Genomic DNA, 26,259 nt, shown 5'->3' with positions numbered 1-26,259 from the left:
GCATGAATCCCCCAGTGCAATGAACCCCATCGTGCTCCGACACTTCGTCGCCGCCGCAGAACACCTGCACTTCGCCCACGCCGCCAAGGCCGAGGGGGTGCCGCGGTCCACACTCATCGCCTCGGTTCGCGAGCTCGAACGGATGCTCGGCACCGCGCTCTTCGACACCGACGCGGCGACCACGACCCTCACGCCCGCGGGCGCCGACTACCTCGTCGAGGCCCGTCGTCAGCTCGACGCATCCGCCGCCGCCGCGCGCGCCTCCCGCCCCGCCCCCGGAGGCAAGGCCAAAGCCTCGAAGGGCAAGGGGCGCGCCCCCGCCGTCAAAGGCCAGCCGCGCGTGGGCAAGCGGCGCCAGTCGCGCTGACCCGCCGCCCCACGCTGACCCGCCGCCTCGCTGCCCCTGGCTCGTTGGCCCTTTTCGGCTGAGGGAGGGTCTCGGTCGAGGGTCGTGCGCCTAAGCTATGCCGGTGCGTCTCCTGTGATGCGCCCCCACACTCGCGACATCTCCGCTCCGCCTCACCGAAAGTCTTCCGATGGACGTCTCACCCCTCGTCTGGTCATTCACGATCGCCTTCATCCTCGGGCTCCTCGCGTTCGACTTCTTCTTCCACGTGCGGAAGGCGCACATCCCGACACTCAAAGAGGCGGCCATCTGGTCGTCGATCTACGTCGGCATCGCGATTCTCTTCGGCCTCGGCATCCTGCTCTTCGGTGGACCGACGCCCGGGTCCGAGTACTTCGCCGGATACATCACCGAGAAGGCTCTTTCGGTCGACAACCTCTTCGTGTTCCTCATCATCATGGCGAGCTTCAAGGTGCCGCGAGAAGACCAGCAGAAGGTGCTGCTCTTCGGAATCGTCTTCGCCCTCATCGCCCGCACCGGGTTCATCTTCTTGGGCGCCGCGCTCATCAACAGCTTCGCGTGGATCTTCTACCTCTTCGGCCTCATCCTCATCCTCACGGCGGGCAACATGCTCAAGCCCGAGAGCAGTGAAGACAAGTCGGCCGACAACCTCATCATCCGTCTCGCCCGCAAGGTGTTCCACACCACCGACTACTACGACGGCGACAAGATGTTCACGATGCACAACGGTCGCCGTGCCCTCACGCCGATGCTGCTCGTCATGGTCGCCATCGGTGGCACCGACATCCTCTTCGCCCTCGACTCGATCCCCGCGATCTTCGGCCTCACGACCGACGTCTTCATCGTGTTCACGGCGACCGCGTTCTCGCTGCTCGGACTGCGCCAGCTCTACTTCCTCATCGACGGACTGCTCGACCGGCTCATCTACCTGTCCTACGGTCTCGCGACGATCCTCGCCTTCATCGGCGTCAAGCTCATCCTGCACGCGCTCCACGAGAACAACGTGTTCTTCATCAACGACGGCCAGCCCATCCCGGTCTTCGAGATCGAGACGGGACTCTCGCTCACCGTCATCATCGGTGTGCTCATCGTCACGGTGATCGCCTCCCTCGTGAGCCCCCGCGGTCGCGCGCAGACGGCGATCTCGGGCGCCAAGCGCCACGCGAGCCTCTACCTCGACCTCGACTCGACCGCGAAAGACGAGGAGCGCACGCGCCTCTACGATCTCGTCGTCGACGACGAGAAGAAGATCTCCGAGCTCGAACCGAAGCAGCGTAAGCACTACGAGGAGGATCGCAAGATCGTCGAACTCGTGGCGCGCGTGCACGCCGAGCACGACACCGCGCGCCGCTGACCGTGCGGAGCAGCGTGCTCACCGCGCTGCGCGACACCGTTCACGGCGAGACGGCGGCCCGGGAGCTCGACGGGTGGGTCGACCCCGAGGTGGCGTTTCTCGCCCTGTGCTCCGAGGCGGAGCACGCGTTCTGGCTCGACGCCGGAATCGATGCGCTACACGGGTCGACGCACATCGGCACGCTCGGCCCGCGCGGAGCGGCTCTCATCGGCCACCCGGACGCCGGAGTCGTCGATGTCGTCTCGGCCGACCGGTCTGCGGGTGCCTCGTCGCGGATCGACGGGTCGATGCTCGACGTGCTCGAGGTGCTTCTTCGGGCAAAGGGCGCGAGGACGGGTGCGGCGGCGTCGGTCGCTGCGGCGTCGGTCGCTGCGGCGTCGGTCGCGGCGGCGTCGGTCGCTGCCCTCGAGCGCGGGGTGGTGGGCTGGCTCGGATACGAGACGGGGGCCGCCGCTCTCGGGGTGCCGCGAGCATCCGGCCCCGCGGACTCGGTGATGCTCGTCGTCGACCGCGTGATCGGCTTCGACCACGAGAACCGCACGGTGCGCGTGACCGCCGGGGTCGGGGACGACGCGTGGATGCTCGAGGCGATCGCTCGACTCCGCGAGCTCGTCGACGCGCCCGCCCCTCCCCCGCCGCCCGCCCCGCGATCGTCGGCCCCGGCCCGCGCGCGGCACTCCTCGGCGGAGTACCGGGAGCTCATCGACCGCTGCCGCGCAGCGATCACCGACGGCGACGCCTACCAGCTGTGCCTCACGAACCGGTTCGATGTCGACACGACCGAAGTGCCGATCGACGTCTTCCGGCGTTTGCGCCGCTCGAACCCGACCACACACGGGGCGCTCGTGGTGTCGGGTGAGCGCGCTATCGCGAGTTCGAGCCCCGAGACGTTTCTGCGGGCATCCGTCGACGGTCGTCTCGAGACGCGACCCATCAAGGGCACGCGACCGCGCGGTGCCGACGCTGCGGACGACGCGCGGTTGCGCGCCGAACTCGTCGAGAGCGACAAGGAGCGCGCCGAGAACGTGATGATCGTCGACCTCATGCGCAACGACCTCGGCAGGGTCGCGGTGACCGGAAGCGTCGACGTGCCCGAACTCTTCCGCGTGGAGGACTACCGCACCGTCTTCCAGCTCGTGAGCACGGTGACCGCTCAGCTCGCTCCGGGGCTTTCGACGATGGATGGGATCCGCAGCGCGTTTCCGGCCGGGTCGATGACGGGCGCTCCGAAAGCGAGCGCGATGCGCATCCTCGCCGACCTCGAGGGCGGTGCGCGCGGAGCGTATGCGGGGGCGTTCGGGTTCGTGTCGGCCCGGGGGGCGGCAGACCTGTCGATGACGATCCGCACGATCGTGATGACCGGCGGCCGCGCGAGCATCGGCACGGGTGGTGGCATCACCGCGCTCTCCGACCCCGCCCTCGAATACGAGGAGATGCTCCTCAAGGCGGCGGCCCCGCTCGCGGCCCTCGGCGCGACCCTCGGCAGTCCGTAATTTCCGCGAGCGAACGTCGGATCCGACGTTCGCTCGCGGAAACGGCATACTCTCGAGGGGTCGCGGGCCGCCGGTCTTGGCTGGCCCGAAAAGCGGGAGGACGGCATGGCAGAGACGACGGTCGACACGGTTCTGGCCGACCTCGCCGCGCTCGACGACCCGCGCATGCGCGAGGTGAACGCGAGTCGCGGAGACGACCACGGCGTCAACCTCACGAAGCTGCGCGGCCTCGCGAAGGCGATCAAGACCGACCACGATCTCGCGACCGCGCTGTGGGCCACCGGCGACACCGCCGCGCGACTCGTGGCCATCCTCGTGAGCCGCCCGAAAGCGTTCACCGCCGATGAACTCGACGCGATGGTGCGCCAGTCGCGATCACCGAAAGTGCACGACTGGCTTGTCAGCTACGTCGTCAAGAAGAGTCCGCACACGGAATCGCTGCGCGTCGCCTGGTTCGACGATGACGACCCGACCGCCGCGAGTGCTGCGTGGTCGCTCACGAGCGACGCCGTGGTCACGAGACCGGAGACCGTCGACATCCGCGCACTCCTCGACACGATCGAGAACGAGATGAGGGATGCCCCCGACCGCGTGCAGTGGGCGATGAACACGACTCTCGCGATGATCGGCATCCACCACCCCGAGCACCGTGCTCGCGCGCTCGACATCGGCGAGAGGCTCGGGGTGCTCAGGGACTACCCGACGCCGCCGAACTGCACGTCGCCGTTCGCCCCGCTCTGGATCGGCGAGATGGTGCGGCGGCAGAACACCTGACCCACCCCGAAGTACGCAGTTTCCGCGAGCGTTCGTCGGATCCGACGTACGCTCGCGGAAACTGCGCACTCTCGAGGGCCCGTTTGCGCGCTACCGCGTCAAGCGCGCGTGCAGGTCGGCGACGCGGCGGCGGATGTCGTCGCGCACGAGTCGCATCCGCTCCATCCCCTCGATGCCGCGCTCCGACGGCTCGTCGGTGTCCCACACCTCCAGCTCGGTGCCCTCCGGTGCGGTGATCTGAGCCTCGCGCCCGAGCACCACGACGACATCCGCCGCGGTGAGGGCGTCATCGGTCACGGCCTTCGGGTGCTCGTGCGTGATGTCGATGCCGAGCTCGGCGAGAGACTCGACCGACTGCGCGTTCAGGGCCGTGCCTGGCTTGGTGCCCGCGGATGACACGTGCACCCTGTCGCCCGCCAGGTGCGACATGAGGCCGGCCGCCATCTGCGACTTTCCGCCGTTCTTGGCACAAATGAAGAGGACGCGGGGCGTGGTGGTCATGACAGTCCGTTCGGTGTGTGGAGGGTCGGTGGGGAGGGTCGGTGGGGTCAACCGCGAAGAATCATCAGCCACCCCGCGAGAGCCGCGAGGGTGATGAGGAGCACGGGGATGGTGAGCACGATGCCGGTGCGGAAGTACTTGCCCCACCCGATTGTGATCCCTTTGCGTTCGAGAACGTGCAGCCAGAGCAGGGTGGCGAGGCTCCCGATCGGCGTGATCTTGGGGCCGAGGTCGGCTCCGATGATGTTCGCGTAGATCATCGTCTCCTGGGTCAGCCCGGTCGCACCGGTGGCGGCGATCGCGAGGGCGCCGATGAGCACGGTCGGCATGTTGTTCATGAGTGAGGCGAGAACGGCGACCATGGTGCCGACGCCGAGCGCGGTCATGAGCACACCTTCGTCGCCGAAGATGCTGAACACTCCGGCGAGCTCGTCGGTCAGACCTTGATTGCGCAGGCCGTAGACCACGAGGTACATCCCGATGCTGAACAGCACGATCTGCCAGGGCGCACCCTTCACGACGGTCACGACATCGATCGTGCGGTCGCCTCTGCCCGTGATCGGGCGCGACGACCCGCGGCCGTCGACATCCGCTTCCCCGGCGACATCCGCTGCCCCGGCGACATCCGCTGCCCCGGCGACTCCCGCGACGACCTCGACGGGTGTGCCGACCGCGGCCCCACTGTCCGTCGTTTCCGCGAGCGGATGCGGGATCCGACGTTCGCTCGCGGAAACTGCGTACTCTCGGGGCGCGGGACGGTGCGCGCGACGGAAGAGGAACACGGGCCGGCGGCTCGCGACGACGAGCAGGGCGAGTGCGCCGATGCCGGCGACGACCGAGAGCGGCACATGCAGCGGCTCCGACGCGAAGTACCCCACGAGCAGCAGAGCGAGCACGACCCACCCGGCCTTGAACGTGAGCCTGTCGGTCACGGCATCGGCGGGCGCCCCGAGCATCGCGAGGTCGTAGCGCTTCGGAATGGTTTTGCGGAAATAGAGGAACAACACACCGAGTGAGGCGAGCGTCGCGACGGCTCCGACCGGAACCATGACGATCGCGTATTCCGCGAACCCGATGTCGAAGAAGTCGGCCGACACGATGTTGACGAGGTTCGACACGACGAGGGGCAGGCTGCCGGCGTCGGCGATGAACCCCGTCGCCATGACGAAACCGAGGGCGGCGACGGGCGGGAACTTGAGCGCGAAGAGCATCTGGATGACGATCGGGGTGAGGATGAGTGCGGCCCCGTCGTTGGCGAAGACCGCGGCGATCGCCGACCCGAGCAGCACGATGAGCACGAACAGAAGCCGCCCGTTGCCCCGCCCCCACCGGGCCACGTGCAGGGCCGCCCACTCGAAGAAGCCGCTCTCGTCGAGCACGAGCGAGATGATGACGACGGCGATGAAGGCGAGGGTCGCGTTCCAGACGATGGCCCACACGGTGGGGATGTCGGAGAGGCTCACGACCATGGTCGCGAGGGCGAGCACCGCTCCCCCGAGCGCACTCCAGCCGATGCCGAGGCCCCGGGGCTGCCAGATGACGAGGGTCAGGGTGACGACGAAGATCGCGATGGCGACCACGGTCATGATCATGGGGCTCCAGGGGTGGGGGCGGGCACGGCGGTTCGAGGTGGATGTTCGGGGCGGAGCGGACCTGGCGGAGCCAGCGCGGGCGCGTTATGCGCAGCAGCCGCCCGCGACATCCGTCGAGCAGACGCCCGTTTCGGGCAGGTCGAGTTGGACGAGTCGGGCGGCGACGCGATCGCCGGCGAGCTCGTCGGCGAGGGAGCGCACTTGCTCGTAGCCGGTGAGCAGCAGGAAGGTCGGCGCGCGACCGTAGCTCTTCATGCCGGCGATGAACAGTCCGGGTTCGGGGTGACTGAGCTCGTCGACGCCGTGGGGTGCGACCGATCCGCAGCTGTGCTCGTTGGGGTCGATGAGCGGCGCGAGAGCGCGCGGGGCCTCGACGATCTCGTCGAGAGACAGCCGCACTTCGCGGAGGATGCCGAGGTCGGGCCGGAAGCCCGTGGCATTCACGACGGCGTCGGCGGTCAGCTCGAAGCCCTGACCCGCTCGGCGGCCGACGATCGTGACCGCTCCGGACTCATCGTCTGCTGAGCGGAGCGCATCGATCTCGAAGCCGTCCACCAACGCGACGCGACCGGCGCGCACGCGCTCGCGCAGCGCACCCCCGAGGGCGCCCCGGCCCTCGAGCTCGTCGGCGCCGGCACCCCACAGTCGGGCGGGCGCGGCCGAGCGGATGACCCACGTCACCGTCGTGCCCGGTTCGTCTTTCGCGAGGTCGACGAGCCGCAGAATCGTGTTGGCGGCGGAGTGCCCCGCACCGACCACGACCGTGTGCCTGCCCGCGAAACGCTCGCGCTCGGTGCCGAGCACGTCGGGCAGCGCGCCGAGCACGCGATCACGCACGGGGTCGAGCCCGAGCGGATCGAGACCGTTCGAGGCGAGACCGTTCGCGGTCGACCAGGTGCCCGACGCGTCGATCAGGGCTCGGGCCTCGTGGTCGACGACCACCCCGTCGGTCTCGACACGGACGACGAGGGGTGCCGATGACCGCCCGGCGGTGCGGGTGCGGTCCATGCCGCGGCGGGTCACGCCGGTCACCCGGCTGCGATAGCGGATGTCCGCGGCGAGCAGCTCGGCGAGGGGTGCGAGATACTCGTCGACGAGTTCGGTGCCGTAGGGAGCGCGATCGGGGTTGCTCAGCGTCCAGCCCGTGGCCGCGAGCATCCGCTCGGCCGCGGGGGCGACGAGGTAGCGCCACGGGGAGAAGAGGCGTGTGTGCCCCCACTGCCGCACGGCGGTGGCCGAGTGCTCGCCCGCTTCGAAGACGACCGTGGGCACACCGCGTTCCGACAGTTCTGCTGCGGCGGCGAGCCCGACAGGCCCGGCGCCGATGACGGCGACGGGCAGGTGCGCGAGGGCGTCGCGCACCGGAAGAGCGGGCATCGCGAGGTCGGTGACCGTCACGAGGTCGCGGTTGCGGCCGTGCCCGCGAGCGGCTCGACACCCATCTCTTCGAGCAGCCCACGCACGAGCACCTCGATGTCGTCGCGCACGACGCGCACTCCGTCGAGCGGAAGCCCGGCGGGGTCGGTGAGCGACCAGTCGAGGTAGCGCTTGCCGGGATAGACGGGGCACGCGTCTCCGCAGCCCATCGTGATGACCACGTCGGCGGCCTGCACGACGTCGTCGGTGAGCGGCTTCGGAAAGGCCTGCTCGATGTCGAGACCGATCTCGGTCATGACCTCGACCACTTCGGCGTGCAGAGAGCTCGCGGGCATCGACCCGGCCGAGCGCACGACGACCTGGCCACCCGACAGGTGTTCCGCGAGAACGGCGGCCATCTGCGAGCGACCGGCGTTCTGCTCGCACACGAAGAGCACCTGCGGGCGGTCTTTCGGCGTCGCTCCCGTCGCGGTGGCGAGCGCCTCGAGGCGATCGGCCGCGAACCGCTTCGTGTTGGCGATCAGGTGGGCCTTGACGGTCGAGGTGCGCAGGAGGGCCGTGTACGACTCGAGCACGTAGCGCTCGACGGTCTCGGCGGCGAAGACACCCCGATAGCGTTCGGCGAGCGCGAGGGCCTCACGCTTGAGGGAGTCTTCGGGGTAGACGAGCCCCGGCAGACCGGGCAGGTCGCTGAACTCGCTCACGGCTGGGCGACCGGAACGTTCAGTTCGGCGAGGAGCGCCTCGATGCGGCGCTTGATGTCGTCGCGGATGGGACGGACCGCCTCGATGCCCTGCCCGGCGGGGTCTTCGAGCTCCCAGTCTTCGTAGCGCTTGCCCGGGAAGATCGGGCACGTGTCGCCGCACCCCATGGTGATGACGACATCCGAGTCTTTGACGGCCTCGGTCGTGAGGATCTTGGGCGTGTTGCCCTCGATGTCGATGCCCTCTTCGCGCATCGCCTCGACGGCGACCGGGTTGATCTGGTCTTTGGGCTCGGACCCGGCGGACAGCACCTCGACCTGTCCCCCCGAGAGTGCCGCCATGTATCCGGCGGCCATCTGCGAGCGCCCGGCGTTGTGCACGCAGACGAAAAGGACGGTGGGGCGTTCGGTCATCACAGTGCTGTCTGTCATCGCAGTGCTTTCGTTCGGGGCGGTCGGCGCGGGTCGCGTGGTCGATCAGCGGTGTGGTCGATCAGCTGCGGGGCCGTTCACGGGTCATCGATGGATGTCGATGCCCTCAGTATGCTCGCATCCATCGATGTTTGTCGATCCCGTGCGATCATGTTCAGATGACGTTCATCGACCTTCTCCCCGTGCGCGATGTGACCGCGGGGTGCACGCCGCTCACGGCCGAGCCGATGAGCGCGGAGAGCGCCGAGAAGCTCGCGCGCACGCTCAAGGCGGTCGCCGACCCCTCGCGCTTGCGCATCATCTCGATGGTCGCCGCGGGCGACGGAGCCGAAGCGTGCGTGTGCGACCTCACCGAACCCCTCGGGCTCGGGCAGCCGACCGTCTCGCACCACCTCAAGATCCTCGTCGACGCCGGTCTCGTCACGCGCGAGAAGCGCGGCACGTGGGCGTACTACCGCATCGTGCCGGGCGCCCTCGAGTCGATCGCGCAGTTGCTCGTCTCGCGCTAGCGCGGCTGCTCGTCTCGCGCTAGCGCGGCTGCTCGTCTCGCGCTAGCGCGGCTGGCCCCGAGTTTCGACAGACCCTCGCGCGAGCTAGTCGCGGTCTTTGGGCGGCGTGCGTGGCCTCGGCGGAACGGTGTCAGTGAGCCGGATCATCCGGCGGAATGTGTAGACCGAGCCAACGATGGCGGCGATCGGCGATGCGAAGAGCATCCACGCGTGGTCCCAGGCGAACACGAGATTGAATACATGCAGCGCGAACGCCACGACGATCACGCCGAAGACGACCCAGAACGACACGGGCTGCTGACGGAGACGAGACACCCGGCAATCTTGGCCCGATCCGGCTCCCAGCGCGACCCCGGCGGCGATCGCGGTTGTCTGCGCGCCGATTCTTCTAGCGCGCCGATTCTTCTAGGCTCGAGGCACACCCGACGCGAACAGGATGACTCCCCCCATGACGACTTGGCTTATCACCGGCTCTTCGACGGGCCTCGGCCACGCTCTCGCCTCGGCCGTTCTCGCGAGCGGCGACAATGCCGTCATCACCGCGCGCGACGTGTCGAAGCTCGACGACCTCGCGGCGCAGTACCCGTCGACCGCTCTCGCGTTGACGCTCGACGTCACCGACCCCGTGCAGGTGTGGGCGGCCGTCGACGAGGGAACCGACCACTTCGGCGCCATCGACGTGCTCGTCAACAACGCCGGATACGGCTACCGCGCGGCGGTCGAAGAGGGGGCCGACGCCGACGTCGACGCGCTCTTCGCGACCCACTTCGCCGGAACCGTCTCGACGATCAAGGCCGTGCTGCCCCAGATGCGCGAGCGTCGTTCGGGCACGATCGTCAACCTGTCGTCGATCGGCGCCCACATCAACCCTGCGGGCTCGGGCTATTACGCCGCCGTGAAGGCCGCCATCGAGAGCCTCACCGGGTCGCTGCGCAAAGAGCTCGAGCCTCTCGGCATCACCGCGATGACGGTGGCGCCCGGCGGTTTCCGCACCGACTTCAGCGGTCGCTCGCTCACCCAGGCTGAAACCCCCATCGCCGACTACGCCGACACCGCCGGCAAGCGCCGCAAAGAGAACGACCCGACCCACGGCACCCAGCCCGGCGACCCCGACAAGGCTGCGGCGGCGATCATCGCCGCGGTGGCTGCACCGGATGCCCCCGAGCTGCTGATGCTCGGATCAGACGCGGTCGGCACCCTGCGCGACATCCTCGAGGCACAGCTCGCGTCGCTCGCGAAGTGGGAGCACCTGAGCGTCAGCACCGACTTCGACTCGTGAGCAGAGACCGCCGATGACCGTCGACGAGAAGCCCCCGGGCCGCATCGCCCACCTGCGCGACCGATTCCTCGAGGAAAACCGGGTCGAGCCGGTGGAGGTGCGGCGGCGCCTCTACGTCATCTCGGCGACGCTCATAGCGGTCGGACTCGTCGCCTTCGTCTACATCCTGATCGATGTGCTCACGGGCGACCGACTCGTCGGAATCGACCGCCCGGTCGAGCAGTGGGTGCGGGCACGTCGCTCCGATGAGGCGACCACCGTGATGACCATGCTCTCACTCATCTTCGGGCCGCTCATCTTTCCGTTCGCCGCGCCGATCATCGTCGTGGTGTGGTGCATCAGCACGAGGCACCTATGGCGTCCGCTGCTGCTCACCGTGGGAACCGCGGCGGGAATCGTCGGCGTCCGCCTCATCGCCGAAACCGTCGGGCGTGATCGTCCCCCCGTCGATCGCATGCTGCTGAGCCCCGACATGTCGGAGTCGTTTCCGTCGGGTCACGTGATCGGTTCGGCGACATTCATCCTGCTCATCGCCTACCTGGTGTTCTCACGGCGCAAGAGCCCGCGAAGCGCGGTGCTGTCGTTCACTCTTGCGTCGCTGCTGGTCGCGGCGACCGCGGTCAGCCGCATCTACCTCGGCTATCACTGGGCGACGGACACGATGGGGTCGGTCGCCCTCGCGCTTGTGATCCTCGGTGTCGTCATCGCGGTGGACACGAAGCGCACGGTCGTGACGCCCGCAGAGGTGGATGCGCGCGGCTAGCGTCGCTCGACGACGCCCCGAACGAACGCGGCCTGCCCCGCGTGCTGGAGGTCGTCGGAGATCACGCTGACCAGTCGCATCGAGAGGGTCACGGGTGGACTCCAGTTCGTGTCGACGACGCGAGCGAGATCGTCGTCGGCGAGGGTGCCGACGTAGTCGATCGTGCGGTCGCAGACCGCGTCGTGGTAGGCGATCAGTTGCTCGGCGGAGATACCAGCCACGGCTGCGACCTCTGCCTCCGACTGTCCGTAGCCGATGTCTGATGCGTCGAAGGGCAGACCGAAATCGTCGGCGAAGCCCTGCGACGTCCACAGCTGGTCCGCACCCATGACGTCAGCCACGTGGTCGTCTTGCACGCGAGTGAGGTGCCAGATGAGCCAGGCGATCGTGTTCGCTTCGTCGTCGACGCGGTAGGTCAGTCGATCGGCGGTGAGGCCGTCGGTCACCGCGTGCACGGTGTCGCGGACGCGTTCGAAAGCGTCGGTGAGGATGATGTTCGCGGATGTCATGGGTCCACCCTCCACCCGTTGATCGGCAATCGCCAATCGCGCTCTCGACGGCGTCGCCCACTTCGCGAGTGGCGCACCCGCGAGAGTGCATCAGTCCCAGTCGAGGTACTCCTCGATGATCATCGCCGTCTCGATGGGATGCGACATCGGGAACAGGTGATCTGCACCGTCGAGGGTCGTGACGCTCGTGCGCTCGGGGGCCGCGGAGCGCAGCACCTCTCCGTTCGACGGCGGCGTACTCTCATCCGCAGCACCTTGAACGATGAGCACGGGCATCACCGGGGGCAGCTCGATCGGGTGCTCTTCGACCCGGAGCAGAACCAATCCGTTCACGCGGTCGGCGTGCTGTGCGGCGACGATTCTCGCCACGGTGCCGCCGGACCCGTATCCGCCGACCCACGTGTGATCGAGGCCGAGGTGATCGATCACGGCGAGCGCGTCGTGCGCTCGCTCGTCGAGCGTCACATCAGAGGAGGCTCCATCGCGGGGTCCGATCCTCACGACGCGGAAGCCGGCCTCGGCCTCCAGGTAGTGGGTGACGGCGCCCAAACCGTCTGAGCTGAGCGGAAGACTCGACACCAGCACGAGTGCGATGGGGCCATCACCCTCCTCGATGAAGGGAACGGCTCGGCCGTCCGGCTCGAAAATCTGCTGCTGCGTCACTGTCTCTGCTCCCGTGTCGTCGGTCGTGGGCGAATGCCTAGTTGTTGAAGCGGAACTCCACCACGTCGCCATCCTGCATGACGTACTCCTTGCCCTCGATGCGGGCCTTGCCCGCGGAGCGCGCCTCGGCGATCGAACCGGTCTCGACGAGGTCATCGAAGCCGATGATCTCCGCCTTGATGAAGCCCTTCTCGAAGTCGGTGTGGATGACGCCGGCGGCCTGCGGGGCTTTCGCGCCCTTCGGGATCGTCCAGGCTCGGGTCTCCTTCGGCCCTGCCGTGAGGTAGGTCTGAAGGCCGAGCGTGTCGAAACCGATGCGCGCGAGCTGACTCAGACCGCTCTCGGTCTGACCGGTGCTCTCGAGCAGCTCCGCGGCATCCGCCTCATCGAGGTCGATGAGCTCGGACTCGAGTTTGGCGTCGAGGAAGATCGCGTGCGCGGGCACCACGAGGGCGGCGAGCGCGTCGAGTTTGCTCTGGTCGCCGAGCACCGCCTCGTCGACGTTGAAGACGTAGATGAACGGCTTGACCGTGAGGAGGCCGAGTTCGCGGATCGGCTCGAGGTCGATCGTCGACGACGAGAGCGGCTTGCCGTCGTTGAGCCACGCGACAGCGGCCGCCGCGGTGTCGACCGTGGCCTGCGTGATCTTCTTACCGCGCAGGTCGCGGTCGTAGCGCGACTGCGCGTTCTCGAGGGTCTGCAGGTCGGCGAGGATCAGCTCGGTGTTGATCGTCTCCATGTCGCTCGCGGCATCCACGCGGCCGTCGACGTGGATGACGTCGGGGTCGTCGAACCCGCGCACCACCTGGGCGATGGCGTCGGCCTCGCGGATGTTGGCGAGGAACTTGTTGCCGAGCCCCTCCCCCTCGCTCGCGCCCTTCACGATGCCCGCGATGTCGACGAACGACACCGGCGCGGGCAGGATGCGCTCCGACGAGAAGATCTCGGCGAGCTTATTCAGGCGCGGGTCGGGGAGGTTCACCACGCCGACGTTCGGCTCGATCGTGGCGAACGGGTAGTTCGCCGCGAGAACCGCGTTCTTGGTCAGAGCGTTGAAGAGGGTGGACTTGCCCACATTGGGGAGTCCGACGATTGCGATAGTGAGAGCCACGGGAGTCAAGGGTACCGGGCGGCGGTCGGGCGGCGTCACGGTGCGGCGCGCGGGATGCGGGCTCCGCGCCGACTTGCCCCTACCGCCGCCCGAGAGTGCGCGGTTTCCGCGAGCGAATGTCGGATCCGACGTTCGCTCGCGGAAACCGCGCACAGTCGGGGGGGGTGGGCACGTCGGATAGCGTGGCGGCATGCTCAGGGAACAGTGGCTCGACCTCCTCAAGCGCCGCGGGTGGATCCTCTACACCGCCGTCGCCCTCGTGTGCCTCGTCAACTGCTTCGTGCTCGTGCGCGCTCTCAGCGAGGGCGCGGCGTCGGGCGTCACCATCCCCGCCCTCGTGTTCTCGGCGATCGCGGGCGTGTGCGCCGCGGCCGTCGGCATCGTGCTGTTCCGCGGGCGGCCGACCGACTGACCTCGTCTCGGGCGCCGGTCACCGCTGGCCGCTAGCCGCTGACCGCTGAGCCGAGCCCTCCGCTACACCCCGAGCCGCGCCCGCCAGCACACCGTGCGGTACGGCATCTCGAAGACCTCACGCCCCGCGAGATCCGGATGCGTGGCGAGCAGCCCTTCGACGCGGGACGTGACCGCAGCTCGTTGCTCGGGTTCCGCCGCGATGAACGTGCTGCGCGAGGCGACGAGGGCGAGCAGTGCGGCGCGGTCGAGCTCGTGCGTCCAGTCGACGACGACGTGGTCGGCCGGCTCGAAAGGCGGCGCGGGTCGCGGTGGTGTGTCGAGGAGACCGTTGGATCCGCCCTCCCCGATGATGCCGAGTAGCTCGGCGACCCAGCCGACGCGGTCGTCCCGCACGTTCCACACGAGCGCGAGGCTGCCGCCCGGGCGCAGCACGCGCGCGACCTCGGGCTCCGCTCGAACGGGGTCGACCCAGTGCCACGCTTGCGCGACGACGACGAGGTCGACGCTCGCATGCGCGAGGGGGATGCTCTCCGCCGACCCGGCGATCGCCCGCACCTCGGGCAGCGCGGCGGTCAGTTGCGCGAGCATGTTCGGTGCCGGATCGACGGCCACGACGTGCAGACCCCGCGAGACGAGTGCCCGGGTGAGTTTGCCTGTTCCGGCACCGAGGTCGAGGGCGTCGACCGTGTCTGCGGGTACGAGCCAGTCGACGACGGCATCCGGATACGACGGACGCGCCCGCTCGTAGACCTCGGCGGCGCGGTCGAACGATGTCGCGAGGGCGGGGTCGATCGGCGAATCGGTCACGCGGCCACTCTCGCACGCCGCCCGATGCGCGCCCCCACGTACGCAGTTTCCGCGAGGGTGTGCGGGATCCGGCGCACCCTCGCGGAAACTGCGTTCAGTGGGGGCGGGGTCGGCGGGGCGGTTTCTCGGCGGGGTCGGTGGGGCGTGAGAGGGTTCGGGGGTGCCACTGGATTTCACCGCGATCGACTTCGAGACCGCCAACAGCTCGCGAGCGTCGGCGTGCGCGGTCGGGCTCGTCAAGGTGCGCGGCGGCGTCGTGGTCGACAGGGCGGCCTGGTTCATCCGCCCTCCCGCGGGGCACGACAGCTTCAGCGAGTGGAACACGCGCGTTCACGGCATCGTCGAAGCGGATGTCGCCACCGCGCCCACCTGGGCCGAACAACTGCCCGACCTCATCGCGTTCGCTGCCGGCGACACCCTCGCGGCCCACAACGCGCGATTCGACATGGGCGTGATCGCGGGGGCGTGCCTCGCCACGTTCGAGAGGGTGCCCGAACTCGACTACCTGTGCAGCCTGCATGTAGCGCGCCGCACCTACAGCCTCGAGAGCTACCGGCTGCCGGTCGCCGCTCGCGCCGCCGGGTTCACGGGCTTCCGCCACCACGACGCCCTCGCCGACTCGGAGGCGTGCGCCGCGATCGTGATCCACGCGGCGTCGCGCCACGGTGCCGAGAGTCTCGACGACCTCGCCCGTGCGACCGGCACACGCCTCACGCCGCTCGTGCGGTCGGCAGCTACGCTGACTCGTCCGGCGCAGTCGGCGTAGCGCCACCGACACCCGGCTCGGCAGCCCGACCGGCGTCCGGCCCGACACCGCCACCGGCACCCGGCTCCACCAGATCCGCCTTGAACAACGCGTCCCGCCGCTGCGGCACCTGAACGCGGCGCACCTCTGCCGCCGCCGGGCGATCGCCGCTCACGCGGTAGAGCATCACGCGTCGGGCGCCGTGCGGGTCGGTCGCGTCGTCCCACGAGAGTCCGCGCGGGCTCACTGCGACCGCGAAGCGTTCCGCGAGCGCTTCGTCGTCGAAGCGCACCACCACGAGGTCGCCGTCACGTCGAGTGGGGCGCGGCGAGGTCATCCGCCCTTCGAACAGTTCGCCGTCGGGCGCGCGCACGATCGTCACGGCCCGAGAGAAGTCGAGCCCCGCGATCGTGCGACGCAGAGGCACGTCAGTTTTGCGGAAAACCGAGGTTGATCCCGCCGTGCGACGGGTCGAGCCAGCGACTCGTGATCGCCTTCTGCCGCGTGAAGAAGTGGATGGCGTCGGGACCGTAGGCCTTCGTGTCGCCGAACAGGGAGTCTTTCCAGCCGCCGAACGAGAAGTAGCCGACCGGCACGGGGATCGGCACGTTGATGCCGATCATTCCGACGTTGACCTCCCGCTGGAACCGCCGCGCGGCCCCGCCGTCGTTGGTGAAGATCGCGGTGCCGTTGCCGTAGCGGGAGGAGTTGATGAGAGCCACGCCCTCCTCGTATGTCGAAACCCGCACGACCGAGAGCACGGGGCCGAAGATCTCGTCGGTGTAGACCGCCGAGTCGGTCGGAACGCGGTCGATGAGGGTCGGTCCGAGCCAGAATCCGTCGTCGGCGCCGTCGACCTCGATGCCGCGCCCGTCGACGACGATCTCCGCGCCGTCGGTCTCGGCGACCTCGAGATATCCGGCGACCTTGTCGCGGTGCTCGCGGGTGATGAGGGGGCCCATGTCGCACCCGCGGGTGCCGTCGCCGACCGTGAGCGTCGACATCCGGCTCGCGATCTTCTCGACGAGGTCGTCGGCCACGGGTTCGACGGCCACGACGACGCTGATCGCCATGCACCTCTCCCCCGCCGACCCGAACCCGGCGTTCACCGCAGAGTCGGCCACGAGGTCGAGGTCGGCGTCGGGCAGCACGAGCATGTGGTTCTTCGCGCCGCCGAGAGCCTGCACCCGCTTGCCGTGCTTCGCCGCGGTCTCGTAGATGTACTTCGCGATCGGTGTCGACCCCACGAAGCTGATGGATGCCACGTCCGGGTGTTCGAGCAGCGCATCGACGGCCACCTTGTCGCCGTGCACGACGTTGAACACGCCGTCGGGAAGGCCCGCCTCTTTCCACAGCTCGGCCATCCAGATCGCGGCCGACGGGTCTTTCTCGCTCGGCTTGAGCACGACGGTGTTTCCCGCGGCGATCGCGATGGGGAAGAACCACAGCGGGACCATCGCCGGAAAGTTGAAGGGACTGATGATGCCGACGACACCGAGCGGCTGGCGGGTCGAGTAGACGTCGACGCCCGTCGACACGTTCTCGCTGTACTCGCCCTTGGCGAGGTGCGGGATGCCCGTCGCGAACTCGACGACCTCGAGGCCGCGGGCGATCTCGCCGAGGGCGTCGGCCGTGACCTTGCCGTGCTCGTTGGTGAGGATCGCGGCGACCTCGTCTTTGCGCGCGTTGAGCAGCTCGCGGAAGGCGAAGAGCACCTGCTGTCGTTTGGCCCACGACGCCCCCGACCATTCGGCGAAAGCGGCGGTCGCGGCGGCGACGGCCGCATCCACGTCGCCCGACGTCGCGAGGCGCACGTCGCGAGACACGGCGCCCGTCGCGGGATTGAAAACCGGACTCGTGCGAGACGACTCGCCCGTGAACGCGCGGCCGGCTACCCAGTGATCGACAGTGTTCATGGCGCAATGCTATTGCGCCGAGCCGCCGATGGGCGGTGATCCGCGTCGACCCGCGCGGTGTCGCGAGCGTGTCGGAGGCCGCTGCGACACTGACGCCATGGATGTTCTCATTCCCCTGCTCCTCGGCACGCTCCTCGGTCTCGCGAGCGGGGTCGTTCTCGGCACCTGGTTCGCGGCCCGACGCGGCCGCACGTCGGCGCCCCTCGTGGACGCCGCGGTCGCGGAGGCCAGGCACGACGCCGAGCTCGCGCGGGTGCAGGCGCACGCCGACGCCGAGAGGTTGGAGATCGCCGCCCGGCTCGCGGGCGCCGAAGCCACCGTCGTCGCTCTGCGCGAGCAGGTCGGGGAGCACGCGGACCGCTACCGCGACCTCGTCGACGCCCACGAGGCCGAGCGCCTCGCCGCGGAGGCGCGTCGCCGCGACGAGAGCACCGTGCTGCAAGCGCTCACACCCGTGCAGGAGACGCTCCGCGCGATGCAGTTGAAGGTCGCCGACCTCGAAACCCAGCGCAGCGCGCAACACGGCGAACTCAGCGAGCGCCTGCGCACGGCGGCCGCCGCCGAAGAGCGCTTGCGGTCGACGACCGACTCGCTCGCCTCCGCCCTGCGCAACAACAGCGTGCGCGGAGTGTGGGGCGAAACCCAGTTGCGCAGCGTCGTCGAATCCGCGGGTCTGCTCGAACGCGTCGACTTCGACGTGCAATCGAGCATCAGCTCGGATGCCGGCGCCGGGCGCCCCGACATGGTCGTTCGCCTCCCCGGGGGCAAGAGCATCGCCGTCGACGCCAAGGTGCCGTTCACCGCCTACCTCGAGGCGAGCGCCATCGCTCCGACGGCTCCCCCGGCCGAGCTCGCGCGGCGCGACGCGCTGCTCAAGCAGCACGTGAAGGCCGTGCGCGACCACATCACGACCCTCGGCAGCCGGGCCTATTGGCAAGGGCTCGATGCGAGCCCCGAGATGGTGATCGCATTCATCCCCAACGAGTCGCTCGTGTCGTCGGCGCTCGAAGCCGACCCGACGATCATGGAGTTCGCCTTCAGCAAGCGCGTGGCGCTGTCGTCACCCGTGACCCTGTGGTCTGTGCTCAAGACCGTGGCGTTCAGCTGGCAGCAAGACCTCGTGACCCGGGAGGCGAAGGAGTTCTTCGACGTGAGCCGCGAGCTCTACGGTCGCCTCGCGACGATGGCGGGGCACCTCGACAAGCTCGGGCGATCGCTCACGTCGTCGGTGACCGACTACAACAAGTTCGTCGGATCGCTCGAGCGGCAGGTTCTGCCGTCGGCGCGGAGGCTCTCGAGCCTCGACGAGTCGAAGATCGTGAGGGCTCCGAGCGAGATCGAGGTCGCCCCGCGAGCCCTCGCGGCGTTCGAGCTCACCGCCGAGCTCGACGAGATCGACGATCCGCGAGCCGACCGTCCGGACGCGGTCGAGGTCACCCCTGCGGACGGTTCACGTTCCGCGTAGGTCGGCTCGCCGTTGTGCAGGAGTTCCTGTCGAGCCAGCAGCTGCAGCAGGAATTCTTGCGGGTCTCGAACGCAGAACTCCTGCGCGTTCAGCGGTCGGCGCCGTCGAGCCACTTCTCGGCGAGGTGGTCGGCGACAACGCGGCGCACCGTTCCCGAGCGCCCGCGCAACACAATGCTCTCGGTGCGGATGATCGGACCCTTGCGCCGCACGCCGTCGACGAGCCCGCCGTCGGTGACTCCCGTCGCGACGAAATAGGTGTTGTCGCTGCTGACGAGCTCGTCGGCCTCGTAGACGTAGTCGAACTTGAGTCCGGCGTCGAGCCCGCGCTGCCGCTCGTCGTCGGTGGACGGCAGCAGTCGCCCCTGGATGAGCCCGCCGAGCGCTTTGATGGCGCACGCGCTCGCCACCCCCTCGGGGCTTCCCCCCACGCCGACGCACATGTCGATGCGCGTCTCGTAGCGGGCCGCGTTGATTCCCCCCGCGACATCTCCGTCGAGCATGAGTCTCGTGCCCGCGCCCGCCTCGCGGATGTCGTCGATGAGCTGCGCGTGCCGCGGACGGTCGAGCACCGCCACCTGCATCTCCTCGATCGCTTTGCCCTTCGCTTTGGCGAGCGCCCGCAGATTCTCGCCGATGGGCTTGCGGATGTCGACGACCCCGACCGCTTCGGGGCCCGCCACGATCTTGTCCATGTAGAAGACCGTGGATGCGTCGAGCATGCTGCCGCGGTCGGCGACGGCGATCATCGAGATCGCGTTCTGTCGGCCCGCCGCGGTGAGCGACGTGCCGTCGATCGGATCGACGGCGATGTCGCACGCGGGGCCCCGCCCGTTGCCGACGTGCTCGCCGTTGTAGAGCATGGGCGCCTCGTCTTTCTCGCCCTCGCCGATGACGACGACGCCGTCGAAGTTGACGGTGCCGAGGAATTTGCGCATCGCGTCGACGGCGGCTTTGTCTGCGGCGTTCTTGTCACCGCGCCCGATGAAGGGAACGGCACGGATCGCGGCGGCCTCCGTCGCTCGCACGAGCTCCATCGCGAGGTTGCGGTCGGGGTGCAGATAGAGGGTTCCGGTGTGGGCATCCATGCGAGCCTCCAGGGCGTCTGACGATCGGGGGTGCGTCGGCCGACCGGCGCGCTGACCGTGAGGCCAGCCTACCGACGCCCGGTCGCGGGGTTGAGGGGTCGTACTGATTCACGGTCGTGCGGACCCGGCGATTCGGCGATCGGGGTTCGGTGGTCGGGGGCTCAGGCGCTCGGGGCGATCACGCGGATGACCGCGGAATCGTCTTCGGCGGCGAGTCCCGCCGCCTGCCCCACGAGGAAGAGCTGCTCGGCGGCCGCGGCGACGGGGGTCGCGAGGCCGGCGGCACGAGCGGCGGTCGTGACGATGCCGAGGTCTTTCACGAAGATGTCGAGCCTGCTGAGCACCTCGGCACCGTCGTCGTCGTAGGCCTCGAGCATGCGCGGCCCGCGATTGGCGAGCATGAACGAGCCCGCGGCGCCCGCCGAGAGGGTCGCGAGGGTGCTTTCGGGGTCGAGGCCGAGCGATCGCGCGAGCGCGAGCGCTTCGGCTCCCGCGGCGATGTGCACACCGCAGAGCAACTGGTTGACCGTCTTGAACGCCTGGCCGTCGCCCGGTTTGTCGCCGATCACGCTGAGCGTCGACGCGAGGAGCTCGAGCACCGGCGCGGCCTTCTCCCGCGCGGCGGGCTCCGCCCCCACGACGATGAGCAGGTCGCCGTCGCCCGCGCGCACCGGGCCGCCGCTGAGCGGCGCGTCGACGAGCGCGACACCGTGGTCGGAGAGCCGCGCCGCGGCGGAGGTGACGTCGGCGATACCGACGGTGCTCGTCATGATGACGACCGATCCTGCTGTGAGAGACGCGGCGATGCCGCTGTCTCCGAAGAGCACGTCGTCGAGCTGCGCGCCGTTGCGCACCGCGAGGAGCACGGCGTCGACACCCGTCACGGCGTCTCTCGCCGAGGTGAACGGCACGATGCCCGCCGAGGTCGCGAGCGTCACGCGAGCGGGGTCGATGTCGAACCCGTTGACGGTGAGGGAGGTGCGCAGCCGGGTGGCCATCGGGAGCCCCATGGCCCCGAGGCCGAGCACCGCGACCGAATAGTCGGGCGTGACGGCAGAGGATGCGATGGGGTCTGCGGAGGGGGTGGGAGTCGTCATCGTTCTCTTCTTTCGGAGGATGGGTGGCTGAGGTGTCTAGGCCGTCACGGGGTGCGCGAGGGTCTCGACGACGCGCGCGAGGGAGTCGTCGTCGCCGACGTTGCCGGCGAACACGATGTAGGGGATGCCCGCCGCCGGACCGTCGACCGGCTGCCAGAGCGACACGATCCCCGGGAGCATCGGCCCGCGCACGATCGCGTGCCGGATGCCGAGGCCGTGCGCGGCGACGTCACTCGAGGTGATGCCGCCCTTCGCGATCACGAAGCGGGGTGGGTGGGCGCGGAGCACGAGTTGCACGACGCGCACGACCGCAGCGGAGACACGGCGCGAGATGTCGAGGCTCGCGGCCGCGTCATCGGCCGTCTGCAGCAGTCGGCTCGTGTGGATGACGACGTCTCCCGTCGCGAGAGCGTCGATCGCGGCCGCGGCGACGTCGGCGACGTGGCCGTCGGACCGCGCGGTGTCGAGGATGTCGGCGATGTCGAGTTCGAGGGTCGCCGCGAGGGTGCGCTCACGCGTGAGCGCCGCGAGCTGCCTCGTCGTGACACCGACGTGGGATCCCACGACGATGAGCCCACCCCGCGCCTCCGAACCGTCGGTGCCGTACACCTCGCGAGCGGTGAGCGGCGCGTGCTCGTCGGCTCCGATGCGCGCCCGCACGAACGGCGGTCCGACGCGGTAGAGGAAGGTCTTGCCCGTGGCCTCGGCGGCGGCGAGCCCGAGTGCCAGGGCCCGCAGGTCGTTCTCGTCGACCGCGTCAGCCACGATCGGGGTCGCTCCCGTGACGCCCGAGAGCGCGTCGACGATCGCCGTCGTGCCGCCGCGGATGACACCGAGGTCGAGGGTCACGACCGACGACGCCGGCACCCGTCCGCCCGTCTTCTCTTCGACGTAGCGGCGCAGATCGGAGTTCGCGAAGCCGAAGGTCGCGTCGCGCGCGAACTCGGTGTCGGCGACCGGCGTGAGCTCGGCTCCCGTGCGCATGTAGTGCACTCCGCCGATCGTGACGCGCCCGGCATCCGGAAACGCCGGCACGATCACGACGCCGTCGACGGGTTGTCGCCCCGCCGCTTCGAGGGTTTCGGCGATGACGTCGGTTTCGAGGGGGAAGTGGCCGCGCAGGGTCGAGTCGCTCCGACTGACGAAGGCGAGGGTCACCCCGACCTCGCTCGCCGCGGCGAGGGCGTTCTGCACGACCTCACGGTTGCGCTCGGCGGCGGTGTGCGGGTCGAGGCTGCGCGTGTTCGTGAGCACGTAGACGGCGCGGGAGCCCTGTTCGAGCCCCCAGCGGAGGTCGGTCTGCTCCCAGGAGGTGAGCACGGGGAGGTCGGACACCGATTGGGTTCCGGTCGGGTCGTCGTCGAGCACGATGAGCACGGGTGTGGCTGCATTGACGGTGCTCGCGACGTCTGCCGCCGAGACGGGTGTCGCGTCGGGGTAGTCGCTGAGGAGGGCGTGAGCGTCGATGCGAATACTCCTTCGTAATCAGATGTCAGACATCATACGTCTGGCTCCTCTTCGAGGGTAGCCCCGCATCGACGAGCCGGCCCGTCGGTCAGATCTCGCCGAGCACGAACCTCTCGAGGTCGTTCGCCGTCTGCGTCATGTGCGAGTCCATCGCGAGCCTGCTGCGCTCGGCGTCGCCCGACCGGACGGCGTCGACGATCGCCGCGTGCTCGGCGATGGCGTTGACCCGGATCTGCTCCACCGCCGACGTCTGCTCACGCTTCGCCCGCATGACCCGGCCGAGGGGCTCGAAGAGCACGCCGACGAAGACGTTGCCCGCGGCGTGGAGGATCACGTCGTGGAACGCGATGTCCGCTTCGACGAACTCGTCGAGGTCGGCCGAGTCGTGGGCGGATCGCATGCGGTCGAGCTGGCTCTCGAGCGACGCGACATCCGCCTCGGTGCGTCTCGTGGCCGCGAGGGCGGCAGCACCCGTCTCGATCATCCGGCGCACCTCCACGAGTTGCAGGGAGGATGCCGCGGCGTCCGCCCCCTGCGTCGTCGCCCGCAGCACGGGGCCGAGATCCGTCCACGCTGTCACCGGGTTCACGAAGGTGCCGCGCCCGGGCAGCACGCGTACGACGTTCTGGGCCTGCAGGGTCTTGAGGGCTTCGCGCACCGTCACGCGGCTGACGTCGTACTGCTCGCCGATCTCGGCTTCGCTCGGCAGGGCCAGCCCCGCCGCGAACTCCCCCGCGACGACCGCGTCGAGGATGCCGTCGGCGACCGTGCTCGCGAGAGACTTGCGCGCCATCGTCGACTCCTTCTGCCACTCCGAGCCGACCGGCCCCGTCGTCAGCTTATGCGGCGTCGCTAGACTCTCTCCGACGTCCGCCCGCATAAGGAGAGAACATGCCAGTCGCAACCCCCGAGCAGTACGCCGAGATGCTCGACAAGGCAAAGACCGGTGGTTTTGCCTACCCCGCCATCAACGTGTCGTCGTCGTCGACCATCAACTCCGTGCTCCAGGGGCTCACCGAGGCCGGATCCGACGGCATCATCCAGGTCACGACCGGTGGCGCCGACTACTTCGCGGGCCAGAGCGTGAAGAACCGCGCATCCGGCGCTCTCGCCTTCGCGGCGTTCGCGACCGAGGTCGCCAAGAACTACCCGGTCACCGTCGCCCTGCACACCGACCACTGCCCGAAAGACGCCCTCGACGGCTTCGTCCTGCCCCTCATCGAGGCCTCCGAGGCCGAGGTGCGCGCCGGCCGCAACCCGATCTTCCAGTCGCACATGTGGGACGGCTCGGCTGTTCCGCTCGACGAGAACCTCGAGATCGCGAAGACCCTCCTCCCCCGCATGAAGGCGATCAACGCCGTGCTCGAGGTTGAGATCGGTGTCGTCGGCGGCGAAGAAGACGGCGTCAGCCACGACATCAACGACTCGCTCTACACGACCCTCGACGACGTCATCGCGACCGTCGAAGCGCTCGGTCTCGGCGACGAGGGCCGCTACATCGCCGCCCTCACCTTCGGCAACGTTCACGGCGTCTACAAGCCGGGCAACGTCAAGCTGCGCCCCGAACTGCTCGGCGAGATCCAGGCGGGCATCGCCGAGAAGTACGGCACGGGCGTCAAGCCGCTCGATCTCGTCTTCCACGGCGGTTCGGGCTCGACCGACGAGGAGATCGCCACGGCGGTCGCCAACGGTGTCATCAAGATGAACATCGACACCGACACGCAATACGCCTACAGCCGGTCGATCGCCGACACCGTGCTCAAGAACTACGAGGGCTTCCTCAAGGTCGACGGCGAAGTGGGGAACAAGAAGATCTACGACCCGCGCTCGTGGGGCAAGATCGCCGAGACGGCCATGGCCGCTCGCGTCGTCGACGCCACGCGCCAGCTCGGCTCGGCCGGTCACTCGAACGGCTGATCACGTGACGACGAAGCCCCCGCAGCGATCGCTGCGGGGGCTTCGTCGTCGTGTCGTGCGTCGGGGCGGGGCGGTGCCGTCGCGGCTCCGTGCCTACGTGCCCTGAGTGCCGGCGTATTCGGCGAAGGCCGGGTCGCCGAGGAGCACGGACGCGAGCACGATGAACGCGATGACCCCCGCGATCACTCCGGCCGTGAGCGGCACGTAGAACGCGATCCGGCGAGCACGCAGGAGGGTGATGGTGATCGTCGCGGTGATGGCGAAGAGCACGATGTTGATGATCGAGAGCGTTCGCCCGGCCGTCGTGGCTGCGGCATCCGCGGTGAAGTCCCCCATGCCCTGCATCTCGAAGACGTCGTCGAACACGGCGGGGAGATTGGCGTTCTGGATCATCCCGCTCACGACGGTCCACAGTCCGAGCGAGAGCAGCACGACGCTCAGCACGAGATCCCACCGTCGCCGCGGCCGGGTTCCGTCGAGTGCGGCGCCGTCACGATCGGACGGCGACGATGCCGGAGTGCGCGGCTCCGGTGTCTGCCGAGCCCGCGGCTCGACGGGCGCCGTCGGGGCGACAGCGGCCTGCTGTTCGGGAGCCGGATGCTCGGGAGCTCGATGCTCGGCCGCGGGGGTGGCGCCGTGCGGCGCGAGGGCCGGGGACACGGGCGGGTGCGACCCCGCGATCGCGTGAGCCTGGTCTTGCGGAGTCGCGTATTCGCCGTACTGCGGGCGAGGACGTTCGTCGGTCATGAGCGCTGCCAATCCAGTTTTCGGGTGCGTCCACCGAGGCCGCGCGCATCGGGTTCGCCCGACGCGTCTTTGCGCAGTTCCTTGGGGAGCGAGAACATGAGGTCTTCCTCCGCCGTGACCACTTGACTCACGTCACCGTAGCCCGCGTCGGCGAGGTCGTCGAGAACCTCCTGCACGAGAACCTCGGGAACGGATGCCCCCGACGTCACGCCGATCGTCGACACGCCGTCGAGCCACTCCTGGCGGATCTCGCTCGCGTAGTCCACCCGGTAGGCGGCTTTCGCGCCGTTCTCGAGCGCGACATCCACGAGCCGCACGGTGTTCGAGCTGTTCGACGACCCGACGACGATCACGAGCTCGGCCTCCTCGGCGACCTTCTTGATCGCCACCTGCCGGTTCTGCGTGGCGTAGCAGATGTCGTCGCTCGGCGGGTTGTGCAGGTTGGGAAAGCGCTCGCGGAGCAAGCGCACCGTCTCCATCGTCTCGTCGACGCTGAGCGTGGTCTGGCTGAGCCAGACGAGGTTGTCGGGGTCGCGCACCTCGAGGGTCGCGACATCCTCGGGGCTGTTGATGAGTGTCGTGCGGTCGGGAGCGTGACCCATCGTTCCCTCGACCTCCTCGTGGCCCTCGTGGCCGATCAGGAGGATGTCGAAGTCGTCTCGCGCGAATCGCACGGCCTCGCGGTGCACCTTGGTCACGAGCGGGCACGTCGCGTCGATCGCGTCGAGCCGGCGATCGGCGGCCCCCTGCACGACGGCCGGTGAGACGCCGTGGGCCGAGAAGACGATGTGCGACCCCTCGGGAACCTCGCCGACCTCGTCGACGAAGATCGCGCCCTTCTTCTCGAGGGTCGACACGACGTGGATGTTGTGCACGATCTGCTTGCGCACGTAGACGGGAGCGCCGAACCGGTCGAGCGCTTTCTCGACCGCGATGACGGCGCGATCCACCCCTGCACAGTAGCCACGGGGGGCCGCGAGCACGACCCGCTTGGGAGCGGGGGCGGGGTTATCCTTTAGCCTGTTGCGAGCTGCGGGAACGCGCGGCATCCCGATCTCGATCGGCGGGGCGGTCAGAGCGCCGTTGGTGATGTTTGACACGGTTCGATTCTACGCGGGGGTCGCTGCGCGCTCGCGGAGAGCGAACCGCGACCGGGCATCACACACCCTC

29 protein-coding genes are annotated in these 26,259 nt (G+C 69.1%); 11 read left to right on the top strand and 18 right to left on the bottom strand.

The features are described 5' to 3' along the window. Positions 1 to 19: 19 nt before the first annotated feature. The 4 genes from ACLHIH_RS01235 (at position 20) to ACLHIH_RS01220 (ending at position 3,988) form a co-directional block, all read left to right on the top strand. On the top strand, positions 20 to 367 hold the full coding sequence (locus tag ACLHIH_RS01235) for a LysR family transcriptional regulator (RefSeq protein ID WP_411314897.1): 348 nt from the start codon (positions 20 to 22) through the stop codon (positions 365 to 367). A 169-nt stretch (positions 368 to 536) separates the two neighbouring features. Beyond that, positions 537 to 1,721: a TerC family protein gene (locus ACLHIH_RS01230; protein ID WP_411314896.1), complete on the top strand. Its 1,185-nt coding sequence runs from the start codon at positions 537 to 539 to the stop codon at positions 1,719 to 1,721. Positions 1,722 to 1,735: 14 nt separating this feature from the next. Further along, the gene (gene pabB / locus ACLHIH_RS01225; protein WP_411314895.1) at positions 1,736 to 3,214 is read left to right on the top strand and encodes an aminodeoxychorismate synthase component I; all 1,479 of its coding nucleotides are present in this window, start codon (positions 1,736 to 1,738) and stop codon (positions 3,212 to 3,214) included. Positions 3,215 to 3,319: 105 nt separating this feature from the next. Next, a complete protein-coding gene (locus tag ACLHIH_RS01220) occupies positions 3,320 to 3,988 on the top strand; it encodes a DNA alkylation repair protein (RefSeq protein WP_411314894.1) in 669 nt (222 codons plus the stop codon). A 90-nt stretch (positions 3,989 to 4,078) separates the two neighbouring features. Here ACLHIH_RS01220 and ACLHIH_RS01215 read toward each other — a convergent pair whose 3' ends face one another. From ACLHIH_RS01215 to ACLHIH_RS01195, 5 genes are all read right to left on the bottom strand, one after another. After that, on the bottom strand, positions 4,079 to 4,489 hold the full coding sequence (locus ACLHIH_RS01215; RefSeq protein WP_411314893.1) for a low molecular weight phosphatase family protein: 411 nt from the start codon (positions 4,487 to 4,489) through the stop codon (positions 4,079 to 4,081). A gap of 47 nt (positions 4,490 to 4,536) precedes the next feature. After that, complete coding sequence (locus ACLHIH_RS01210; protein WP_411316282.1) at positions 4,537 to 6,075, bottom strand: arsenic transporter; 1,539 nt, start codon at positions 6,073 to 6,075, stop codon at positions 4,537 to 4,539. A gap of 90 nt (positions 6,076 to 6,165) precedes the next feature. Continuing rightward, positions 6,166 to 7,479, bottom strand: a complete 1,314-nt coding sequence (locus ACLHIH_RS01205) for an NAD(P)-binding domain-containing protein (protein ID WP_411314892.1) — start codon at positions 7,477 to 7,479, stop codon at positions 6,166 to 6,168. After that, positions 7,476 to 8,162: an arsenate reductase ArsC gene (locus ACLHIH_RS01200; protein WP_411314891.1), complete on the bottom strand. Its 687-nt coding sequence runs from the start codon at positions 8,160 to 8,162 to the stop codon at positions 7,476 to 7,478. The genes ACLHIH_RS01205 and ACLHIH_RS01200 overlap by 4 nt, the downstream gene beginning before the upstream one ends. After that, the gene (locus tag ACLHIH_RS01195) at positions 8,159 to 8,575 is read right to left on the bottom strand and encodes an arsenate reductase ArsC (protein WP_411316281.1); all 417 of its coding nucleotides are present in this window, start codon (positions 8,573 to 8,575) and stop codon (positions 8,159 to 8,161) included. Before ACLHIH_RS01195 ends, ACLHIH_RS01200 begins: the two co-directional genes overlap by 4 nt. Before the next feature lie 176 nt (positions 8,576 to 8,751). On the opposite strand from ACLHIH_RS01195, the gene ACLHIH_RS01190 reads away from it, so the two are divergent. Continuing rightward, complete coding sequence (locus tag ACLHIH_RS01190; protein WP_411314890.1) at positions 8,752 to 9,102, top strand: ArsR/SmtB family transcription factor; 351 nt, start codon at positions 8,752 to 8,754, stop codon at positions 9,100 to 9,102. Between the two features lie 84 nt (positions 9,103 to 9,186). On the opposite strand, the gene ACLHIH_RS01185 is transcribed toward ACLHIH_RS01190, so the two are convergent. Beyond that, positions 9,187 to 9,417, bottom strand: coding sequence for a hypothetical protein (locus tag ACLHIH_RS01185; RefSeq protein ID WP_411314889.1), 231 nt, complete (start codon positions 9,415 to 9,417; stop codon positions 9,187 to 9,189). Positions 9,418 to 9,550: 133 nt separating this feature from the next. Between ACLHIH_RS01185 and ACLHIH_RS01180 the strand changes: the two genes are divergently transcribed. Both ACLHIH_RS01180 and ACLHIH_RS01175 read left to right on the top strand, forming a co-directional pair. Beyond that, a complete protein-coding gene (locus ACLHIH_RS01180) occupies positions 9,551 to 10,381 on the top strand; it encodes an oxidoreductase (protein ID WP_411314888.1) in 831 nt (276 codons plus the stop codon). A gap of 13 nt (positions 10,382 to 10,394) precedes the next feature. Further along, positions 10,395 to 11,144 carry a phosphatase PAP2 family protein gene (locus ACLHIH_RS01175; protein WP_411314887.1) on the top strand — a complete coding sequence of 250 codons (750 nt, stop codon included), beginning with the start codon at positions 10,395 to 10,397 and terminating at the stop codon, positions 11,142 to 11,144. Here ACLHIH_RS01175 and ACLHIH_RS01170 read toward each other — a convergent pair. The 3 genes from ACLHIH_RS01170 to ychF form a co-directional block, all read right to left on the bottom strand. Further along, positions 11,141 to 11,653 carry a mycothiol transferase gene (locus tag ACLHIH_RS01170; protein ID WP_411314886.1) on the bottom strand — a complete coding sequence of 171 codons (513 nt, stop codon included), beginning with the start codon at positions 11,651 to 11,653 and terminating at the stop codon, positions 11,141 to 11,143. The two genes, ACLHIH_RS01175 and ACLHIH_RS01170, sit on opposite strands and share 4 nt — an antisense overlap. Positions 11,654 to 11,743: 90 nt before the next feature. Next, the gene (locus tag ACLHIH_RS01165; protein WP_411314885.1) at positions 11,744 to 12,316 is read right to left on the bottom strand and encodes an alpha/beta fold hydrolase; all 573 of its coding nucleotides are present in this window, start codon (positions 12,314 to 12,316) and stop codon (positions 11,744 to 11,746) included. Positions 12,317 to 12,353: 37 nt separating this feature from the next. Further along, positions 12,354 to 13,427: a redox-regulated ATPase YchF gene (gene ychF / locus ACLHIH_RS01160; protein ID WP_411314884.1), complete on the bottom strand. Its 1,074-nt coding sequence runs from the start codon at positions 13,425 to 13,427 to the stop codon at positions 12,354 to 12,356. A gap of 190 nt (positions 13,428 to 13,617) precedes the next feature. Between ychF and ACLHIH_RS01155 the strand changes: the two genes are divergently transcribed. After that, positions 13,618 to 13,839: a hypothetical protein gene (locus ACLHIH_RS01155; protein ID WP_411314883.1), complete on the top strand. Its 222-nt coding sequence runs from the start codon at positions 13,618 to 13,620 to the stop codon at positions 13,837 to 13,839. Positions 13,840 to 13,901: 62 nt separating this feature from the next. Here ACLHIH_RS01155 and ACLHIH_RS01150 read toward each other — a convergent pair whose 3' ends face one another. Continuing rightward, on the bottom strand, positions 13,902 to 14,648 hold the full coding sequence (locus ACLHIH_RS01150; RefSeq protein WP_411314882.1) for a class I SAM-dependent methyltransferase: 747 nt from the start codon (positions 14,646 to 14,648) through the stop codon (positions 13,902 to 13,904). Positions 14,649 to 14,808: 160 nt separating this feature from the next. Between ACLHIH_RS01150 and ACLHIH_RS01145 the strand changes: the two genes are divergently transcribed. Further along, on the top strand, positions 14,809 to 15,414 hold the full coding sequence (locus tag ACLHIH_RS01145; protein ID WP_411314881.1) for a 3'-5' exonuclease: 606 nt from the start codon (positions 14,809 to 14,811) through the stop codon (positions 15,412 to 15,414). Here the strand turns inward: ACLHIH_RS01145 and ACLHIH_RS01140 are convergent. Together ACLHIH_RS01140 and ACLHIH_RS01135 are read right to left on the bottom strand one after the other, a co-directional pair. Beyond that, positions 15,383 to 15,775 (bottom strand): hypothetical protein, encoded by a 393-nt coding sequence (locus ACLHIH_RS01140; protein WP_411314880.1) that lies wholly within the window; start codon positions 15,773 to 15,775, stop codon positions 15,383 to 15,385. The genes ACLHIH_RS01145 and ACLHIH_RS01140 overlap by 32 nt on opposite strands. A 46-nt stretch (positions 15,776 to 15,821) precedes the next feature. Continuing rightward, a complete protein-coding gene (locus ACLHIH_RS01135; RefSeq protein ID WP_411314879.1) occupies positions 15,822 to 17,309 on the bottom strand; it encodes a CoA-acylating methylmalonate-semialdehyde dehydrogenase in 1,488 nt (495 codons plus the stop codon). 97 nt (positions 17,310 to 17,406) lie between these two features. Here ACLHIH_RS01135 and rmuC point away from each other — a divergent pair, with 97 nt between their 5' ends. Then, complete coding sequence (rmuC, locus tag ACLHIH_RS01130; protein WP_411314878.1) at positions 17,407 to 18,774, top strand: DNA recombination protein RmuC; 1,368 nt, start codon at positions 17,407 to 17,409, stop codon at positions 18,772 to 18,774. An 88-nt stretch (positions 18,775 to 18,862) separates the two neighbouring features. Here rmuC and glpX read toward each other — a convergent pair whose 3' ends face one another. The 4 genes from glpX to ACLHIH_RS01110 form a co-directional block, all read right to left on the bottom strand. Further along, entirely contained in the window at positions 18,863 to 19,861 is a 999-nt protein-coding gene (gene glpX, locus ACLHIH_RS01125) for a class II fructose-bisphosphatase (RefSeq protein ID WP_411314877.1), read from the bottom strand. A 161-nt stretch (positions 19,862 to 20,022) separates the two neighbouring features. Next, on the bottom strand, positions 20,023 to 20,958 hold the full coding sequence (locus ACLHIH_RS01120; protein WP_411314876.1) for an NAD(P)-dependent oxidoreductase: 936 nt from the start codon (positions 20,956 to 20,958) through the stop codon (positions 20,023 to 20,025). A 36-nt stretch (positions 20,959 to 20,994) separates the two neighbouring features. After that, positions 20,995 to 22,425, bottom strand: a complete 1,431-nt coding sequence (locus ACLHIH_RS01115) for a four-carbon acid sugar kinase family protein (protein ID WP_411316280.1) — start codon at positions 22,423 to 22,425, stop codon at positions 20,995 to 20,997. 88 nt (positions 22,426 to 22,513) lie between these two features. Further along, positions 22,514 to 23,218: a FadR/GntR family transcriptional regulator gene (locus ACLHIH_RS01110; protein WP_411314875.1), complete on the bottom strand. Its 705-nt coding sequence runs from the start codon at positions 23,216 to 23,218 to the stop codon at positions 22,514 to 22,516. Between the two features lie 98 nt (positions 23,219 to 23,316). Between ACLHIH_RS01110 and fbaA the strand changes: the two genes are divergently transcribed. After that, a complete protein-coding gene (gene fbaA, locus ACLHIH_RS01105) occupies positions 23,317 to 24,342 on the top strand; it encodes a class II fructose-bisphosphate aldolase (protein ID WP_411314874.1) in 1,026 nt (341 codons plus the stop codon). 93 nt (positions 24,343 to 24,435) lie between these two features. Here fbaA and ACLHIH_RS01100 read toward each other — a convergent pair whose 3' ends face one another. Together ACLHIH_RS01100 and ACLHIH_RS01095 are read right to left on the bottom strand one after the other, a co-directional pair. After that, positions 24,436 to 25,089, bottom strand: coding sequence for a DUF6264 family protein (locus ACLHIH_RS01100; protein WP_411314873.1), 654 nt, complete (start codon positions 25,087 to 25,089; stop codon positions 24,436 to 24,438). Further along, a complete protein-coding gene (locus ACLHIH_RS01095; RefSeq protein WP_411316279.1) occupies positions 25,086 to 26,138 on the bottom strand; it encodes a 4-hydroxy-3-methylbut-2-enyl diphosphate reductase in 1,053 nt (350 codons plus the stop codon). The genes ACLHIH_RS01100 and ACLHIH_RS01095 overlap by 4 nt, the downstream gene beginning before the upstream one ends. Between the last annotated feature and the right edge of the window lie 121 nt (positions 26,139 to 26,259).

Source organism: Marisediminicola sp. LYQ134, from assembly GCF_046599635.1.
Taxonomy (GTDB): Bacteria; Actinomycetota; Actinomycetes; order Actinomycetales; family Microbacteriaceae; genus Marisediminicola.
This window is presented reverse-complemented; position numbering and strand designations above follow the sequence as displayed.